This is a genomic window from Streptomyces sp. NPDC127084, from assembly GCF_042724175.1.
In the GTDB taxonomy this organism is placed as follows: domain Bacteria; phylum Actinomycetota; class Actinomycetes; order Streptomycetales; family Streptomycetaceae; genus Streptomyces.
Window position 1 is genome coordinate 56,451 of sequence record NZ_JBHXFA010000009.1, and the last position, 17,235, is coordinate 73,685.

The following is a 17,235-nucleotide window of genomic DNA, read 5'->3' on the forward strand; positions in this document are numbered from 1 at the left end:
TATGTCCAGAGGACCTCTCACGTGAGCATGGCCACTCCGTGCATATGAATGTCCGCACACGTGGAGCACACCACTCCGTGAAGTTACGGAGGCGTAGGTAGCATGCCGCCCATGACAGCAGCCGCCTCAGCCGCGACCGAAGTACCCGCCGCGACCACCGGATCCGCCGGATCCGAGCACGACCTCCCAACGGCGCTGAAGCCCCTGAAGCCGCGACTGCGCGGATGGCTGCACGCCGGGATGTTCCCCGCTGTGATCATCGCCGGCATCGTGCTGACGGCGCTCGCGGACTCGACCCGCGGCCGGATCGCCTGTGGTATCTACACGCTCACCGCCTGTCTGCTCTTCGGCGTGAGCGCGCTCTACCACCGAGGCGACTGGGGCCCGCGGGGCGAGGCCGTACTGCGCCGCCTGGACCACGCGAACATCTTCCTGATCATCGCCGGTACGTATACCCCGCTGACGCTGCTCCTCCTGCCTGACTCCACCGCGCGGGTGCTCCTGTGGGCGGTATGGGCGGCAGCGGTGGCGGGAATCGCCTTCCGGGTGTTCTGGGTCGGCGCCCCCCGCTGGCTGTACACGCCCTGCTACATCGCCATGGGCTGGGCGGCGGTCTTCTTCCTGCCCGACTTCATGCGCAAAGGCGGAGTCGCGGTGCTCGTCCTCGTGATCATCGGCGGTCTGCTCTACAGCGCGGGCGGCGTGATCTACGGGATCAAGCGCCCCAACCCGTCGCCGCGCTGGTTCGGCTTCCACGAGGTCTTCCACTCGTTCACGCTGGCGGCCTTCGTCGTCCACTACGTGGGTATCTCACTGGTGGCGTACCAGCACGGGTAGACGGCCCGACCGGCCGCCGGGCCCCCTGGGCGTACGCCGACAGCTCCTACGGGGTCAGCTCCCGTTCCAGTGCCGCCTCGTCGGTCACGGGCGCGGCGCAGACGAAATGCCTGCAGACGTACGCGGCGGGCCCACCACCCACCAGCGGCCGGTCCGCGAGCAGCGGGAACTCCCCCTGGTCCGGCTCCCCGGCCGCGACCACCGCGCCCGGAGCGGTGCCGAGCAGCGCGGCGCGGTGCAGTGCGCGCGTCGCAGGGTCCGACCTCGGCCCGACCACGGCGACCTCACGCGGCCCGTCCAGCAGCGCCTCGGCGACTGCGAGCCCCCAGCCGATGAAGCGGGGCACCCGCGGACCCAGCGCCTTGACCACCCCCAGCGCCCGCTCGGCGGCGGTGCGATGCGGCTCGGAGCCGGTGTGCGCCGCATACGACAGCAGGGCGCCGGCGGCGGCGGTCCAGCCGGAAGGCGCGGCGTTGTCCGTGGGGTCCTGAGGGCGCCGGATGAGCCGCTCGGCGTCGTCAGCGGTGTCGTACAGCTCCCCTTCGGATCCCGTGAAGCGGTCCCGCACCCCGTCCAGCAGCAGCCCGGCGAACTCCAGCCAGACCCCCTCGCCGGTCACTGACGCCAGCGCGAGGAAGCCTTCGGCGGCATCGGCGTAGTCCTCCAGCACACCCGCGTTGGCACCGGCCCGGCCGTCCATGGAGGTCCGCAGCAGCCGCCCGCCGGTGTCCAGGTGCAGCCGTACGAGCAGGTCTGCCGCCTCCGTGGCCCGGTCGACCAGGTCTGGCCGGTCGAAGTAGCCGCCCACTTCGGCGAGCGCGGCGATCGCGAGACCGTTCCAGGCGGCGACGATCTTGTCATCCCGCCCCGGCCTCGGCCGCCGCTCACGGGCGGCGAGCAGCCGCTGCCGCACGGAGGCGACCCGCGCGGCATCCTCGGCGGGCCCGTCCTGCGGCAGTTGGAGCACGGAGGCGCCTTCCTCGAAGGTGCCTTCCTGGGTCACCCCGAAGTACCGCGCGGCGAACTCAGCGTCCTCCGCGCCCAGCACCGCGGTCAGTTGCCCGGGCGTCCAGACGTAGTACGCCCCTTCCACATGCCGTTCGCTCTCATGGTCGACGGCGCTGTCGGCATCGAGCGCCGAGGCGAAGCCGCCTTCGGCGGTGCGCAGTTCCCGCACCATGAAGTCCGCTGTCTCCAGGGCGACCCGCCGGGCCTGCTCACTGCCGGTCAGCCGCCACAGATGGGCGTAGACCCGGCACAGCAGCGCATTGTCGTAGAGCATCTTCTCGAAGTGGGGCACAACCCAGCTCCGGTCCACCGAATACCGTGCGAACCCCCCACCGAGCTGGTCGTAAATCCCGCCCCTGGCCATGGCCTCACAGGTGTCGGCGGCCATCTCCAGAGCTCCCTGGGCGCTGGTGCGCGCGTAGTGCCGCAGCAGGAACTCGACCACCATCGAAGGTGGGAACTTCGGCGCCCCGCCGAATCCGCCGTGCACCGCGTCGTAGTCCCGGGTCAGACTCAGCAGCGCGGCGGCGGCCTCCTCATCCCCCGGGACCCCGCGGTCGAGCCCGTGGTCGAGCCGCCGCGCAGCCAGATCGCGGGTGATCTTCCCGGCGACCTCCCCGACCTCGTCCCGCCGCTCCTTCCACGCGTCGTGCACGCCTTCGAGCACCTGCCGGAACGACGGCATGCCGTGCCGGGGCTCGGGCGGGAAGTAGGTGCCGAAGTAGAAGGGCTCCCCGTCCGGCGTCATGAACACGGACATGGGCCAGCCACCCTGCCCGGTCGCCGCCTGCACCGCCTCCATGTACACCGCGTCCACGTCGGGGCGCTCCTCGCGGTCCACCTTGACGGGCACGAAGTGCTCGTTCAGATACGCGGCGGTGGCCTCGTCCTCGAAGGACTCGTGCGCCATGACATGGCACCAGTGGCAGGCGCTGTAGCCGACGCTCAGGAAGACAGGGACGTCACGTCGTCTCGCTTCCTCGAAAGCCTCCGGTGTCCAGGGCCACCAGTCGACCGGATTGTCAGCGTGCTGCAGCAGATAAGGCGAGGTCACACCAGCCAGCCGGTTCATCAGCCCAGCCTCTCACAACACCTGCACCCTGACGGCGAAGCCCGCCCATCTGCCGAATCAGGGACCGCATTGTGGAGGTGGACCAGTACGCCAAGGCCGGCATCCCCTTCTACTGGCGGGTGGAACAGGCCGCCACCGGTGTCTCCATCATCTACACCTACGTTCTCGACCTCGCGGCCAAGGCCTACAGGGACTGGCGAGTTCACCGGCGCGATCAAGGCTGCCAGCCCCTTCCCCGTCACTGTGGATCTGGTAGCCACCTGACGACCAAGGTGCCCGGGCGTTGAACTTGTGGATCCCTCAGCGACACGACGGGGACGTGGTGTCGGGAGGTCTCATTCATGGGTCTCCTGGACGGGTGGCAGGTTGAGCAAGCCTCGGACGGCCCTCTGGGCGAGTTCGACATCGTGGGGAGCACGATCGGCGAGCTGGATCCCGACCGCTTCGATGACACCGAGATAGGCCGACGCCGTCTCGGCGGGCGGCGGCCCCGGCGGGATGGCACCGCTGCTACGACCGGCAGCGATCAGGTCGGCACAGTCGGCTTCCAACCGGCTGACGATGTCCGTGATCGCCCGGCCGACCGGATGGTCCTGGCCCGCGAACTCGACTCTCAAGGTCATCATGACGTTGGCCACGTCGCGGCGGCAGTAGACGGCGTGCCCCCGCGCCAGCGCCAGCAGCGCCTCGACGGGGTCGGATTCAGCGTCGACGAGACCGCCCACCTCGGCCTCCCAGGTCTCCTCGACCCACCCCACCACCGCGAGCGCGAGTTCTTCTTTGCCGGCGAACAGGTGGTACAGGGCGCCGCGCGTATAGCCCGCCGCTGCGGCCACTCGGTCCAGGACCAGATTGGCGTACCCGTACGTGGACAGCCCGCGCGCCGCGGCCTCCAGCAGGGCGGATCTGGTCTGGGCCCGCCGGTCTGCCTGCGTCCGGCGAACCACCGCCGACTTCCGGATCATCATCACCATCCCACTCACTTACATACGTACATGCATGTAGGTTAGTGTTTCACACTACTGCGCGTCAGACCACAAGGAGGGGCTATGGCCGCCAAACCAGGGCATGACTCGAAAACAGGCACGGCTTCCGTCCCGGCCGTCCGCCAACAGCAGCCGATCCCGCAGCGGATTCGCGCCCTCAGCACCCTGACCGATTCCGACTACGCCGATCTCTTCCATCTGGCCGGCGGGCAAGCGGGCACGTCACCGGAGCAGTGGGCAAGGGTCATGTTCGAGGACGTGGCGGGCCTCGGAGGGCAGTTCGTCTGGAGGGCCCTGCTCCGCCTGCGGCTCAGGGCGTCACCTGACCGGGTGGCAGGATGGCGGATCGCGGCTCGCGGCCACGACTGGATCAGACTTGAGGCTCAATCCTGGTTCCTGACCGGGGACCTGGTCGTCCAGGCCGACGACGAACACGTCTCCCTTGCCACGTTCATCCGCTACGACCGCCGGTTGGCCTCGCGCATCTGGCCGCCGCTGGCCAGGATTCACCGCCGGCTCGCCCCCGATCTGCTGACCGACGCGTACCGGCTCATCAGCCGGGCCCGAACCGATGGTCCTGGTGCCGCTCGGACGGACACGTAGCGGGCGACCCGATCTCTTCGGTCGTCTGAGCGGCATCATTCCGGTTTGCCCGGGGACCGGTGTCGGGCTGGTCGTGGTGGGGACGTACTCGCCATCGGCGGCGGGTTTCCGGTGAGAACGGTTCCGGCTCTGCGAGATCAAGAATCTCGACGGGGCGACTTTCCTCGGCTGGGCAGAGTGTCCGGGGAAGTCGGAGACTGCCGCGTACGCCGTGTCAGCATGCCCGGCCTGAGTTCAGCGCTTCGCGATCTGTGATGCCACCCCCTGGCGGGGGGGTGGCCGCCGCAAGAGCCTCACCTCGGGTCCGGCGCAGGTAGTAGGCCCGCGTTGCCACTCCCAGCAGCGGCCCCCAGGCGAGGATCGGGGTGTAGCAGGCCCACAGGGCCCACGCCCCCGGGCCGCTGCTGGGCAACGCCTCACCGGTGTTGTTCAACGGGGCAACGAACTGGAACACGTGGTTCAGGGTGGCGTACGCGGCCAAGGCGGTGGCCAGCACAGCTCCGACGGAGGCCGGGACGACAACCGCGCGGACTGGCAGCACGCGGCCTCCGGCGTAGGGGACCCAGGCGGGCAGCCGTTCGCCCCACGGATGGACAAGCCCCAGGGCGAGCAGCGCCAGACACTCGGCGACCAGTGAGAGCGAGAGCACGTACGACCGCTCTCCCGGCAGCCAGTCGTGCCCGCCGTACCAGTCGGGCCACCCGGCGACGAGCGCGATGCGCCACACCCCCGACGGCAGGACACACAAAGGGATGGCGTACGCCACCCACTTGACGCTGCGCGGCACGTGGACGGTGGCCTGGGGGCGGTTGGGGCTCATCTGGGTCTTTCCCTTCGCCGGGGAGTTTTGGCACCCCCATGCTCACCTCGCTGCTCGCGGTTCCGCGTCCGCCGGTGGACTTGGCCTCCTCCCCCGCGCGGGGGAGGACGACGGGCACTTGGGGCTGATCCCCGAGACCGCCCAGGCCTGTTCCCGGGCCCGCGACGCGAGGGCGAGGACGACACCGGTCAGAACACTCATGGCGACGGCGGAACTTGACCGGGCCGGGTCCGAAGCGCGGACCTTGGCTGCCGTGTGTCGGCACGGTCGCGGTCAGTGTGTCGGTCATGGGGTGTCTTGATTCGGTCCCCTGGCCATTCGGTTCACCGGTAGTTGAGTTCGGCAAGTTCGGTGGCGAGCTTGGTGCGGAAGCCGGTGTGGCCGAGCAGTCGCAGGCCGACATTGCGCAGGCGGCGTGCAGTGGTGTTGCGGGTGGTGGCGATGCGGGTCATTCGCCCCAAACTCGCCGACACTGCTGTAACACCGCTCATCCCGCTTCGCGATGAACCGGGTGTCGCCTTCATGTCGCCTGGGCACTGTCCGGCGTACCAGGGAGTCGTACCCTCAAGGTCATGCACCGCACTCTGACTGAGCACGCCGGGTGCCTCTACGGAGACGAGTACCGATCCACGCCGGAGTGCCGACTTGAGTACCGTGAGCGTTACTTCGTCGAGGAGCTGACTTTCGCCGACGCTGAATCGATCCTCGCCATGCTCCATGAGCTCAGCCCTCATGGGGTCGATGGCCACCTGCCGGTCTGGATCCGGAACCTGGCCTATCGGCCGGCGCTCCTGCAACGGCCGGACGAGCCGACACTGCTGCGAGAGGCTGCCGAGAGTCTGTGGATGCACGGCTCGGACTGGGACGACATCGCGGCTGGCTGGTAAGGCGGGCCGCCGCACTCGGTTCGAGCGAAGCGGGCTGACCGAGGCGCGCGGTCGTCGCCTGGTCACGCTTCCGGCTGCGGCGACAGCGGGCACCGTCGGCCGGAAGCGGGGAGTCACACCGCGTCACGGGCGGCGTGAGCCGGGCGTCGCCTCGGCGTGAGGCATGAAAGCGCGTCAGTTTGCCCGGTGCAGCCTGTAGAAGATGGGGCGTGCGGCCACCCGGTGCTCGGCGAAGGTGCGCAGGACGAACTTGCGGAAGCTGGGCTTGAACACGAGTGAGGGCATGACGTCACTCATATGGTCCCATCGACAGTGGTTGACCAGGCTGTAGGGGGCTTTGCCGGACTCGGTGGGTTGCAGGACGGTCGAGTTGTCCAGGCCCGTCTCGTCCTGGAACCAGCCTGCGGTGTACTGCCAGGCGTACAGGTTGGTGTCGACGTCGTCCGCGGAGAAGTAGTTGAACAGGAAGACGCCTTGCCGTTCGTGGTCAACCCGGGCGATGCGGCGGGCGTTGGACCCTGCGAACACCAGCGACCGTTGAGCCGTCCGGTCGAGCTCGGCCTGCAGCCCGGTGACGGTGGCCTCGCGGAGGACTTCCTCGGCGCCGTGAACGTCGGTGGTCTCGACGAGAAGGACGGCGTCGAAGTCCGCGTCCGGTACATCCCGGCCCGGGCCGTGCGGACGTCGGCCGGGCGGGCGGATGAACGCCTCGAACACGTCGGCGCGAGTGACACGCGGGTCGCTCAGCAGTTCGGCGGCCGCCACATGCATCGCGTCCAGGATCTTCCGGCGCCGCGCCCGAGGGAGTACCACGGGGGTGCGCCAGGCTCCGCTGCTGGCACCTATGTGCACGAAGCCGGAGGCCGAGGGCTCGATGAGTCGGGCACGGGTCCAGCTGGTCCTGATGTCCTTGTCGGCGGCGCGTGCGGGCGTGGGGTTGGTGATGCGGTCGGTCATGGGATCTCCTGGTCCGGGTGGCGGGGTGCGCGGATGGCGCGGTGGAAGAGGGCCGCTTGTGCACGGATGGCGTCAGCGGCGGGGGGCTGGATCTCGGACGGGTGGCGCAGCAGGCCGTCGAGCAGGACGTAGGTAAGCAGGGATCCGATCAGGGCTCGCGCCGCCGGTTCCGTATCGATGGCGGGGTCGACGAGACCGCGTTCCCTGCCGGCGTTCAGGACTGCCGCCACTTCACCGATGGCCCGGTCCGCGACGGCGGCCTTGAACTGGTCCGCCAGGCCGGGATTCCGGGGTGTCTCGGCGACGACGACCCGGGCGAGCGCGAGGTAGGCGGGCTGCATGAGGTCCGCCACCAAGGCCTGCGCGATGTCGCCCAGCAGCGATTCGAACTCTTCTGGTGATGCCGGTTCCGCTGAGAGAGCAAGGTTGGCTGTGCGATCGGGAGCCTGGACGAGCGATGTCAGGGCCTCGCGCAGCAGGCCGAGCTTGTCGCCGAAATAGCTGTACAACGTCTCCTTCGACGCCCCGGCGGCTGTCGCGATCTGCGCCATCGACGCTCCCGCGTATCCGTGTTCGCTGAAGACAGCCCCGGCTGCCCGGAGGATCCGCTGCCGCCTCTCCGCGGCCTTGCTGACTTTATCCATAACCGAACCGTACCGTACGGTTCGGTTACGAGGAAGAGGCAGCCCACCACTGTGACGGATGGCGCCCTGGACGCGTCCTCGCGGTTCGAGGGTGACCCAGGGCGTGGCGCCCGGCGTGACGACGCGGTCACCGATGGGGCCGGTCCGGCGACAGCCGCGCAGCGGGGGGGCGGGCGGGGCGGACCCGTCGCGCGCTCGACCGCCGTACCGGCCCCTTGACCTGCCGTTCCAGGGTGAAAATCGCCGCCTGTGGCGGGTCTCCGCGATCAGGACCGCCGGCGGCGGCTTAATTCATCGCCCGCGCGTGCGGGGTGTGCCGGGCTGATGGAGGGCAGCAGTCAGGCTGGGGGTCAGGAGCTGCTGTACGCGCTGGGGCTCCATGCTGGCCAGGGGGTGCAGCTTGAGCACATACCGGCTCATGATCATTCCGAGTGTCACGGTCAGCATGCCGCTGGCCCGTTCCGTGGCGTCCCGGCCGCCGATGTGGGCCGCGAGGCGGCCGATCAGTTCCCGTTGGACGTACTCCCCGAAGGTGCGCTGGAGTGCGGGGTCGCGCTGCGCCTGGGTAACCAGCAAGGTGAGAGGCCGCCCTATGTCGGGGTTGTCCCAGACCGTGAGTACGGCTTGGAGGATGGCCTGGGGCAACCGCTCGGGCTCGCTGCGCAAGACGCGGTCGATCACCTGGCCGGGAGCGATGCCCAGCGACATGGCGGAGCCGAACAGTCCTTGCTTGGTGCCGTAGTAGTAGCTGATCAGGGCTGGATCCACATCGACCGACTCCGCCACGGCGCGCATGGTCGTGGCGTTGTAGCCGTGCCGCAGGAACGACTCCCGGGCTGCGGCCAGGATGCGGGCACGGGTGTCGGAGCGGCCGGGAGGACGCCCACGCGATTTATTCATCAGCATTGAATAACACAGGTCGGCGTGCTTACCGTCCCACGCATGGCTGCTTCGAAGACTTCATTCCCTCTCTCCGACACACGTCTGGGCGCCCGCGGAACGGCAGTCGCCGTTGTCACCACCGCCACTGCGGGGGTTCTTGCCTCCGCTGGTGGCACAGTTGCCCTCGCCGCCGGCTTGCTCGGTGTCGCCGCGATCGTTCTGGGTGCCCGCGTCCGGGCCGACAAGGCGGCCAGCGCCACCGGGCCGTACATTCTGGTGATCGTCCTCATGCTGGCGGCGGACACCGCCCGGTTCAACATGAACTACGGCGAGCGGCTCGGGCGCGCCGCCGACTGGGCGGAGGGCCCGCTGGACGGCAACACCTGGTTCATCGCCTTCGTCGTGGTACCCGTCACGGTGATGCTCTTCGGCGGATATCTGCTGGGCCGCCGTCTCCCCGGCGCGAGCACAGCCGTGTGGTGGACAGCACTGTTCGCGACTGCGGACGGCCTGGTCTTCCTCACGCTGGCCCCGTCGGCCGATTGGTCCCGTCCGGCTGTTTCCGCGGCCGGTGTCGCGGCGACAGCCGGTCAGCTGCTTGCCGTTGCCGTGCTGGTCCAGCGCCTTCTGAAACCGAAGGCGGTAGAAGCCGTCGAGGCGCCGCGACCGCTCACCGACAGGCAGCGCAATCTGTGGAGCGTGCTCCTGGTGGCTCTGGTCGCGGTATACGGAGTGACCTTCTTCCGCCAGGCCGGAAGCATGCTGCCGGTCACGGTCGTCGTGGGTTCCATGGTCGGCGGGATGATCGGCTGGCGCCGCACCACCTCGCGGCGGCCTGCCGATCCCGCGTACCACGTGCCGCTGTTTCTCCTGATGCTCGCCCTGTTCTACGCGCACGTGGGAGAGGAGGCTCTGACGCACTTCAACCAGGGCGTCGCAGGCATCACCGGGGAGCCGTGGCCGGATGGGCCGTTCACCACGTTCATCGGGCTTTTCGGAATGGTGGTCTGGGTCTTCGCGGCGTGGAGCCTGTGGCACGGAGGTGCCTTCGGCAACTTCGTCCTGTGGTTCCTCATCGTGGGGATGATCATTGGGGAACCGACGCACCTGGTGGTCTTCCCCGTCGTCAAAATGCTGCAGGACGGCGGCGACTACAGCTACTTCTCGGGCATGTACACCGCACTCTTCCCGACCGTCGTGGCGGTCATCGCCCTGCGACAGATCCTTCGGGCACACCGCGGCAGCAAGGCCGCTGCCCTGGCCGAAGCCGAAACCGAAACCGACAAGCAGAAGGGGCACTGACTGATGAGCGGAACCATCACTGACGTCGTCTTGGCCCACGGATTCGGTGGGGGCTCGGGCTGGCTGCACCCACTGACCGGGTGGGACCACACCACCGCGATGGTGGCAGTGGGAGCGTGGAGCGCCCAGCTGGGCAAACGATCCGCCCTGTGGCTGGTACCAGCCGGCTTCGTCGCCGCCATGGCCGTCGGAAGCGCAACCGGCCTGGCCGGCATCGAACTTCCCGGCACGGAAGTGGCCATCGCGATGTCCGTCGTGCTCCTCGGCCTCGCCATCGCCTTCCGCCTGCGGGTCACCACCGCGGCCGCAGCCGCCGCGGTAGCCGTCTTCGGCCTCTGCCACGGATCGGCTCACGGCCTCGAATACGCGTCGCAGGAAGGCAAAGTCGGGTACGTACTGGGCATCCTCGTCACCACGGCGGGCCTTCACGTGGCCGGTGCGGTGGGGGCCCTGCTGGTGACCGACTGGCGCCACGGAGGACGCGCACTGCGGATCGCGGGCGCATCGGCCACAGCGATCGGACTATGGCTCGTGACAGCAACACTGCAAGCGTGACAACAAACCCGCCACCTACTGGTCTCTGGCATCCACTCCCGCGCCCTCGCACACGCCATCGGCCGGCCAGCCGACTCGGATCACATTGGACCCACCGAGGTGCGGGATTGGCTCGCCGACCAGCACATCACCACTTGGCGAACGCTGTACCGAGCCAGCGACCTTGAAGTAGACGATCTACTTGAGTACGTCCGCCCGGCGAAGCCGGCACAGCTCCGCCGCGCTCGGCTGATCCGCGCTCGTAGGCCCCGGCACCCATGCGTCCTCGGCGGCGCGCGAGCGGGTCAGGACCGCGTGGCCTTCTCGCACGCGCCGTCCGTCGCCGGTCCGGGCCCGTCGACCGGCTTGCTGCGGTCGTACGGGTCGATCTCGGTGCCGGCCGTGGCGTCTGCGGCCTGTGTGCCGAAGGGCGGGGCGAGGTAGCCGGTGGGGGCGCCGCATCCGCCGTTGGTCACGTGGTACTTGTACGACACGATCGAGAACGTTCCCGGCTCGGTGACCACCTTGGCGGGGTCGTCCCAGCTCAAAACCAACTCGCGCCGGACGATCGTGCGCACGACCTCGTCGTCGCCGTCCGCGCCCACCCGGGTGACCGGGTAGACGAAGGTGACATCGGCGGTCACCCGCAGCGCGCCGCGCTCGCCCTCTTGGTAGGTGAGCCGCCCGCGGGTCTTGATCTCGTCGCCCACCAGCTTTGTACGCGACGGCTCGAAGCGGCTGAAAAGCAGCAGCGGGTCGCTCTCCTTCCCCGGCGCCGTGAATGCGGTCCGCAGCAACGCCTGCACGTCCTCCTGATGCGGGTTGATCAACGCGACGGCTTTGTCCGGTCGCTCACCCCGCAGCACCCCGCGGTCCAGGCTGGAGGCCACGAGGAAGTCGCGGCTGCGGGCGAGAGCCTTCTCGACCTCCGCCGCGCCCATCCAGCCGACGGCCTCGGCTCGCGGCACGGTGATCCCCGCCACGCCGTTCGCCCACTGTGCCGCGGGTGAACCGCGGAATGGTTCCTCCAGGCTGGGGCGCCCGGCCGTATCCGCCTCGGGCGCCCGGTCTGGTCGGGCGGTCTCGTCGGCGAGAGGGCTCGAGTCCGAGCCGTCGCTGCCGAAGAGACCCGTGATCGACGCAGGGGCGAACGCCAGTGCCAGCAGCACCAGCGCCGCCAGCATCGCGACCATGTACCAGCCCTTGGACCCCCCGCGCTCCACAGGTGTATGGACTCGCCAGCCCTCAGGCCGTTCGGGTGCCGAGCGCAGACGGGCGGCCGACTCGCGGGCACGCGCCGACTCCTCCTTGGGCGCGTCGGCGACCCCTTCCACCGATTCGCGAAGAAACCGGTCCCACTCCTCGTCAGACCGGGACGAACCACCTGATTGCGTGCCCCCACCCATTTCCGACCCCCTGTCTTCACCTACCGCGACGAGTTCAACGACCAGCCGGATCGGCTCGGTTCACTCTGCGGGCCTCGGTCCACACCATCGTGACCTACGTCTTGTCGCGCCTGCCGCTCGGGATGCGCGCCATGGCCGGCGCGCTGGAGATGTGACCTGCGCGATCCGAAGGGGGGCGCCCGTATGCGTGTTCGCGCGCTGGAGGCACGCCTGCGCACGCCCCGGCGCACAGAGTGGGGGGCGTGCGCTCCCGTGCCTCCCCAGGACCGACTAGCCACCGCGGCACGGGGCACCGGTTGTACGACTGAATGACCGGATGTGTGCGGCGCAAAGGGGCTCCGTGCACACGCGACAGGAGGCGACGGGGTTGATACGGGTACTGCTCGTGCACGACACCAGCCTGATGCGATCGGCGCTGACCGCGCTGCTGGGGAAGGAGGGCGACTTCGAGGTCATCCCCTCCTCCTGGCGCTCCGCGGTCATACAGGCACAGTCGCTGCGGCCCCACGTCTGCGTCGTAGACGTCGACTGCCCGGGGTCGACGATGCTCGGCACGGTGGCCGGACTCGCCCGGCGCATCACCGGGATGGGCGCCGCACTGCTGGTACTCGCGACGGGCTCCCGGCCCGGTCTGCTACGGCGCGCCTTCGACGCGGGCGCACTGGGGTACGTCAGCAAGGACGGCGGTCCTCAGCGTTTACTCGAAGGAATCCGGCGAGTCGCTGAGGGGGAACGTTTCATCGATGAGTCGCTCGCCTTCGGGTTTCTCCAGGCAGCCGAGATGCCGCTGACACCGCGCGAGCTGAGCGTGCTGCGGCTGGCAGCCGAGGGCTCGACCATCGCCGAGATCGCACGCAGCCTGCATCTGTCGGGGGGAACCGTACGCAACTACATGTCCGCGATCACCCGTAAGACGGGTGCCCGGAACCGCGTTGACGCGATTCGGATCTCGCAGCACGCGGGCTGGGTCTGAGGCCCGGGGCCTGGGCCTGGGCCTGGGCCTGGGCCTGGGCCTGGGCCTGGGCCTGGGCCTGGGCCTGGGCCTGGGATTCCGAGCCTCAGGCCCCCGGTCCGGGGCCCGGGGGCCCAGCCCTAGCTTGACGGGGCTCAGGGCACGGGCTCAGGCGCCTGGGGGCTTACGGCCTGGAGCCCCACGAGGCTCAGGCTCACGCCTCGAGCCAGGGCCTCTGGGACGGCTCAGGGCCTGGGGGCTCACGAGCCCGGGACTCCGGGTCCAGGTCAGGGCTCAAGGGCTCACGGCTCAAAGCCCGGGGGCTCAGGGCAGCTTCAGGCCCGGGTCACGGCCCGGGTCACGGCTCAGGCCTCGGGACTCCCGGCTCACGGGCTCGTGGCCTGGGGCACCCAGTACGGCTCAGGAGCTCAGGCTCGGGACCTCCCCACTCAGGGCCCGCTCAGGGCCTGGGGCACGGATCAAGGCGCGGGCAAAGGCTCCGAGCCCGGCTCACGACTCAGAGCCCAAGCCCTCACGGCTCGGGCCCGGGGCTCAGGGCCCGGGGTGGGCAGTGACGCTCAGGTGTCCTTGGCCCGTACGGTCCCGGCTTCCGACCCTGTCGCAGGGCTGGTCTCGGCCTCCCAGTGCCCCACCAGGTCCCGGTACAACTCCGAACGGGCCAGCAGGTCCTGGTGGGATCCGGAGATGGCGTGTACGCCGTCCAGGACCAGGACACGGGAGGCCCGGCGGGCGGAGGTGAGGCGGTGGGCGATCACGATCAGGGTGCCGGGGCGGGCGGCGAAGGCGTGTTCGGCGCGGGCTTCGGCGGCCGGGTCCAGGTGGCAGGTCGCCTCGTCCAGCAGCACCAGCCGGGCAGGCGAGAGATACGCCCGGGTCAGTGCGATGAGCTGCCGCTCGCCCTGGGACAGGGCCCCCGGTCCGACGGGCGCGTCAAGACCGCCGAGCCGCCGCACCACGGGTTCGAGGCCGATCGCGGCCACGGCGGACTCCACCGCCGTGGACGACGCGCCACCGGGGCACAGGTACAGGAGGTTCTCGCGCAGGCTGCCCGTGAACACATAGGCCTCCTGCGGTATCAGAGCGCGTGTGTACGCCGCCGCGTACCGGCCGGGGCACTGCCGCACCGGCACCCCGTCGAGCCGGATGTCCCCGTCGTCCGGCTCCAGCAGCCCCGCGACCAGGGCGAACAACGTGGACTTGCCGATACCGCTGGGCCCGACCACGGCCAGGTGCTCACCGGGCTCCACGACAAGGTCCAAGGCGTCCACGACGGGCCGGGCGCCCGGGCCGTACGCGAAGGACACCGACCGCAGCTCCAGCCGCGGAGCGCGCGCCACCGGTAGCCGTTCCCCATCCGCGTCGGCCGGCCCGTCGGGACCGCTCCTGGGTCGGGGGCTGCCCGTGAGATGGTCGAGGATCACCAGCAGCCGGGTGCCGGCCGCGCCCAGCCCGGTCATCAGCGTATGGAGGGCCGGCAGCAGCGCCTGCGTCAGATAGGTGAGCGCCCCGAGCAGCGCTCCCGCGGTGACTCCCTGGCGCAGCAGCCAGGGAGCGGCGGCGAGCAGCAGCACGATCGGCAGTTGCGCGGACAGCGCGAGCGCGAGGGTGCGTACGGCGGCCCAGCGCGCGAGCGAACGCGCCGCCCGGGTCTGGGCGTCGATCAGCTCCTCCGCCGTCCCGACCGTTCGTTCCTCCGCACCGCAGGCCACCACGTCCCGCAACCCCGGCACGATCTCGGCGAAGCACTGGGCGAGTTGCTCATCGGTGTGCAGGAACTCCCGTTGCCGCGCGGCCATCGGCCCGAGCGCGGCGGTGAACAGCACCAGGCCGACGGCCAGCGGCGGCAGCACCACCAGCAGCAGCGCGGGCGCGAGAGCCAGCAGGCCCAGCAGGGCACCCGCGGCGGTGAACACGAACGACCGCAGGACCAGCACCAGCCCGGCGAACCCGTCCCGGGCAGCCTCCGTCTGGTGCGTCAGCCTGGACATCGCCGTACGGTCCCCGGCTCCGGACGAGAGGCCCCCCAGCGCGCCGGTGACGACCCGGCGCACCAGCCCGTCCCGCAGCGGCTCCACCAGCTCGGCCAGCCGGTGGAACATCCGGTTCGTGGCCACCCCGCCCGCGACCACAGCAACGGCGGCCACCGCCAGCCAGCCGAGACCGACCCCCGGCCGCCCGGCGAGGAAGCCGCCGTCCAGCGCCTTGGCCACGCCGTATCCGCCGAGAAAGGTCTGCCCCGACTCCAGCAGCGACCAGCCGGCGAGTCCCAGAAGCACCCGCCGGCGCGGCGCGAGAAACGGAACCGCCCGGCCCAGTACCCGCCGCAGCGCTCCCCTCCCGGTGCTGCGGCGGGTACTGCGGCGGCCATCGGGCCCGGCCCCCCGCGCCGCCGTCGCCCCAGCGGCTCCCGGGCGGACGGCTTCCCCGTCCCCCGCTTTCGTCGCCGTCACCGGGGCACCCCCCTGGCCCGTCATCGCGCTGCCCGCGGGTGCGCGTCGTCGCGCTCGCCGTCAGCGGCCGCCGCCGCGAACACCGCCCGGTATTCCGGTATCGCCCACAGCGCGGCATGCGGCCCGACGCCTCTGATACGGCCGCCGTCGAGCCAGGCCACCAGGTCGGCGCGGGCGGCTGACGACGCCCGGTGGGCGATCACCACACGGGTGCCGGGGCGGACCTCGTGCAGCAGGGCGCGGACGACCTGGCGTTCGGTCACGCTGTCCAGGCTCGAAGTGGCGTCGTCCAGCACCAGCAGCCGGCCCGCGTGGGCGAAGGCCCGTGCCAGGCCGAGACGCTGGGCTTCGCCTCCGGAGAGCGGGGCGTCGCCGAGCGGGGTGGCGTAGCCGGTGGGGAGGCGGCGGACGAACGGATCGGCGCCGGCCGCGCGGGCCGCGGCCGTCACCGCGGGCTCGCCCGGCTCGTACGGGCCGAAGGCCAGGGCGTCGGCCACCGTCGCGCCGAACAGCGTGGGACGTTCGAAGGCGTAGCCCACGTCCCTTCGCAGTGCTTGCCGTTCGAGCTCGGACAGGGGTATGCCGTCCAGCAGTACGGTCCCGGTGTCGGGATCGGCGAGCCGTCCGGCCAGCTCGGCCAGGACCGTCTTGCCCGCGCCGGAGCGTCCGACCACGGCGAGCGTGGCACCGCCGGGCACGACCAGGTTCACGTCCCGTAGCACCGGGCGCCCTTCCCGTACCACCGTGACGTCCCGGAACTCCAGCCGTCCCGGGCCGTCTTCGGGGAGCCCGCGGGTCCCGTACGCCATGGCGGGTACGGTCAGCAGCTCCGCGGTACGGCGGGCCGCCGCCCGGCTGCGTACCAGCGCGCCGAGCTGTCCCACGACCGCGCCGATACCCGCGGCCAGGGCGGCGTAGCGGAACACGGCGAGCAGCTCACCCACCGTCAGCTCTCCGGCCGCGAGACGCAGTCCGCCGACCGCGAGCACCCCCGTCTCCAGCAGCGGCACGAGGACCGCGCCCCGTGCGACGGCCGTGCCGTAGACCCGCCACACCTGGTGTCCACGCTGTCCGAGCTCCGGCAGCGGCGCCAGGATCCGGGCGCGCTCCCACTCCTGTGTACCGGCTGCGGCGACCGTGCGCGCGCCGCCGAGCGCCTCCACGAGCCGGGTGGCGATATCGCCTTGGACCCGCTGGTACCGGGACACCGCGTCGGATGTGTCGCGGGTGAAGGCGCGCAGCAGCAGCACCAGCACCGGCGCTCCCGCCAGGAAGGCGACGGCCGTCCATACGTCGATCAGCAGCAGAGCCACCAGGCCGCCGATCGGCAGGGCGAGGGCCGGCACGGCAGCCGCCAGGGTGGCCGGGGCCACGGCGGCCTCGGCCGCATTGCCGGTCAGCCGGGTCACCAGGTCACCAGGGGTGAATCGGGCTGCTCCGCGGGGTCCGACCGCCAGTAGGTGCCGCAGCGCGCGGCCGCGAGTCCAGGCGGCGGAGCGGGCGTTGACGGTCCCGGTGAGCAGTGCCGACGCGCTGTCGCTCAGCATGTCGGCAACGATCAGCGCGGCGCAGAGCGCGAGCCACGACCCCGCGTTCGCGGCGCCGTCGAGCAGCAGGTCGAGTGTGTGCCCCAGTACGGCCGGGAGCGCGATGGCGGCTCCCGCCGAGACGACTCCGGCGGCGGCGACGGCCACCAGCCGAACCGCGGAGGCACGCGCGGCCCCGGACAGCATCCGCCGGGCGGTTCCGGTGGCCTGGCCGGGAGACCGGAGCTGGCTCATGGCTTGCTCGTTCCTGCTCGTCCGGGGCGTCTGAACGGTCCGGGGGGCGGGCGGGGGGGCGGGGGCCGCCGCCCCGGCCCCCCGCCCCGCCGC

General features: G+C 70.8%; 16 protein-coding genes and 1 pseudogene. 7 read left to right on the forward strand and 10 right to left on the reverse strand.

Annotated elements, in window-relative coordinates:
• The first annotated feature begins 111 nt into the window (after window positions 1-111).
• A complete protein-coding gene (locus ACFWI9_RS04175) occupies window positions 112-837 on the forward strand; it encodes a hemolysin III family protein (protein WP_387158947.1) in 726 nt (241 codons plus the stop codon).
• 46 nt (window positions 838-883) lie between these two features.
• Here the strand turns inward: ACFWI9_RS04175 and ACFWI9_RS04180 are convergent, their stop codons facing one another.
• Window positions 884-2,920 (reverse strand): thioredoxin domain-containing protein, encoded by a 2,037-nt coding sequence (locus tag ACFWI9_RS04180; protein ID WP_387158963.1) that lies wholly within the window; start codon window positions 2,918-2,920, stop codon window positions 884-886.
• Window positions 2,921-2,979: 59 nt separating this feature from the next.
• Here ACFWI9_RS04180 and ACFWI9_RS04185 point away from each other — a divergent pair.
• Window positions 2,980-3,181, forward strand: a pseudogene (locus ACFWI9_RS04185) (Uma2 family endonuclease); the annotation flags it as partial.
• A gap of 71 nt (window positions 3,182-3,252) precedes the next feature.
• Here ACFWI9_RS04185 and ACFWI9_RS04190 read toward each other — a convergent pair.
• Window positions 3,253-3,885, reverse strand: a complete 633-nt coding sequence (locus tag ACFWI9_RS04190; protein ID WP_387158948.1) for a TetR/AcrR family transcriptional regulator — start codon at window positions 3,883-3,885, stop codon at window positions 3,253-3,255.
• 81 nt (window positions 3,886-3,966) lie between these two features.
• Here ACFWI9_RS04190 and ACFWI9_RS04195 point away from each other — a divergent pair, with 81 nt between their 5' ends.
• A complete protein-coding gene (locus ACFWI9_RS04195; protein WP_387158949.1) occupies window positions 3,967-4,506 on the forward strand; it encodes a hypothetical protein in 540 nt (179 codons plus the stop codon).
• 214 nt (window positions 4,507-4,720) lie between these two features.
• Here ACFWI9_RS04195 and ACFWI9_RS04200 read toward each other — a convergent pair whose 3' ends face one another.
• Complete coding sequence (locus ACFWI9_RS04200) at window positions 4,721-5,326, reverse strand: hypothetical protein (protein ID WP_387158950.1); 606 nt, start codon at window positions 5,324-5,326, stop codon at window positions 4,721-4,723.
• A 323-nt stretch (window positions 5,327-5,649) separates the two neighbouring features.
• A complete protein-coding gene (locus tag ACFWI9_RS04205; protein ID WP_387158951.1) occupies window positions 5,650-5,778 on the reverse strand; it encodes a hypothetical protein in 129 nt (42 codons plus the stop codon).
• 120 nt (window positions 5,779-5,898) lie between these two features.
• Here ACFWI9_RS04205 and ACFWI9_RS04210 point away from each other — a divergent pair, with 120 nt between their 5' ends.
• Window positions 5,899-6,213 carry a hypothetical protein gene (locus ACFWI9_RS04210; protein WP_387158952.1) on the forward strand — a complete coding sequence of 105 codons (315 nt, stop codon included), beginning with the start codon at window positions 5,899-5,901 and terminating at the stop codon, window positions 6,211-6,213.
• A gap of 174 nt (window positions 6,214-6,387) precedes the next feature.
• On the opposite strand, the gene ACFWI9_RS04215 is transcribed toward ACFWI9_RS04210, so the two are convergent.
• From ACFWI9_RS04215 to ACFWI9_RS04225, 3 genes are all read right to left on the reverse strand, one after another.
• Window positions 6,388-7,170: a hypothetical protein gene (locus tag ACFWI9_RS04215; protein WP_387158953.1), complete on the reverse strand. Its 783-nt coding sequence runs from the start codon at window positions 7,168-7,170 to the stop codon at window positions 6,388-6,390.
• Window positions 7,167-7,814, reverse strand: a complete 648-nt coding sequence (locus tag ACFWI9_RS04220) for a TetR/AcrR family transcriptional regulator (protein WP_387158954.1) — start codon at window positions 7,812-7,814, stop codon at window positions 7,167-7,169. Before ACFWI9_RS04220 ends, ACFWI9_RS04215 begins: the two co-directional genes overlap by 4 nt.
• 291 nt (window positions 7,815-8,105) lie before the next feature.
• Window positions 8,106-8,714 (reverse strand): TetR family transcriptional regulator, encoded by a 609-nt coding sequence (locus ACFWI9_RS04225; protein ID WP_387158955.1) that lies wholly within the window; start codon window positions 8,712-8,714, stop codon window positions 8,106-8,108.
• Between the two features lie 42 nt (window positions 8,715-8,756).
• On the opposite strand from ACFWI9_RS04225, the gene ACFWI9_RS04230 reads away from it, so the two are divergent.
• Entirely contained in the window at window positions 8,757-9,998 is a 1,242-nt protein-coding gene (locus tag ACFWI9_RS04230) for a hypothetical protein (RefSeq protein ID WP_387158956.1), read from the forward strand.
• Window positions 9,999-10,001: 3 nt separating this feature from the next.
• Entirely contained in the window at window positions 10,002-10,553 is a 552-nt protein-coding gene (locus ACFWI9_RS04235; RefSeq protein WP_387158957.1) for a HupE/UreJ family protein, read from the forward strand.
• 284 nt (window positions 10,554-10,837) lie between these two features.
• Here the strand turns inward: ACFWI9_RS04235 and ACFWI9_RS04240 are convergent, their stop codons facing one another.
• Window positions 10,838-11,938, reverse strand: coding sequence for a hypothetical protein (locus ACFWI9_RS04240; protein ID WP_387158958.1), 1,101 nt, complete (start codon window positions 11,936-11,938; stop codon window positions 10,838-10,840).
• 367 nt (window positions 11,939-12,305) lie between these two features.
• On the opposite strand from ACFWI9_RS04240, the gene ACFWI9_RS04245 reads away from it, so the two are divergent.
• Window positions 12,306-12,911, forward strand: a complete 606-nt coding sequence (locus ACFWI9_RS04245) for a response regulator transcription factor (RefSeq protein ID WP_387158964.1) — start codon at window positions 12,306-12,308, stop codon at window positions 12,909-12,911.
• Between the two features lie 557 nt (window positions 12,912-13,468).
• Here ACFWI9_RS04245 and ACFWI9_RS04250 read toward each other — a convergent pair.
• Together ACFWI9_RS04250 and ACFWI9_RS04255 are read right to left on the reverse strand one after the other, a co-directional pair.
• A complete protein-coding gene (locus ACFWI9_RS04250; RefSeq protein ID WP_387158959.1) occupies window positions 13,469-15,385 on the reverse strand; it encodes an ATP-binding cassette domain-containing protein in 1,917 nt (638 codons plus the stop codon).
• Entirely contained in the window at window positions 15,382-17,142 is a 1,761-nt protein-coding gene (locus ACFWI9_RS04255) for an ABC transporter ATP-binding protein (RefSeq protein WP_387158960.1), read from the reverse strand. The genes ACFWI9_RS04250 and ACFWI9_RS04255 overlap by 4 nt, the downstream gene beginning before the upstream one ends.
• Between the last annotated feature and the right edge of the window lie 93 nt (window positions 17,143-17,235).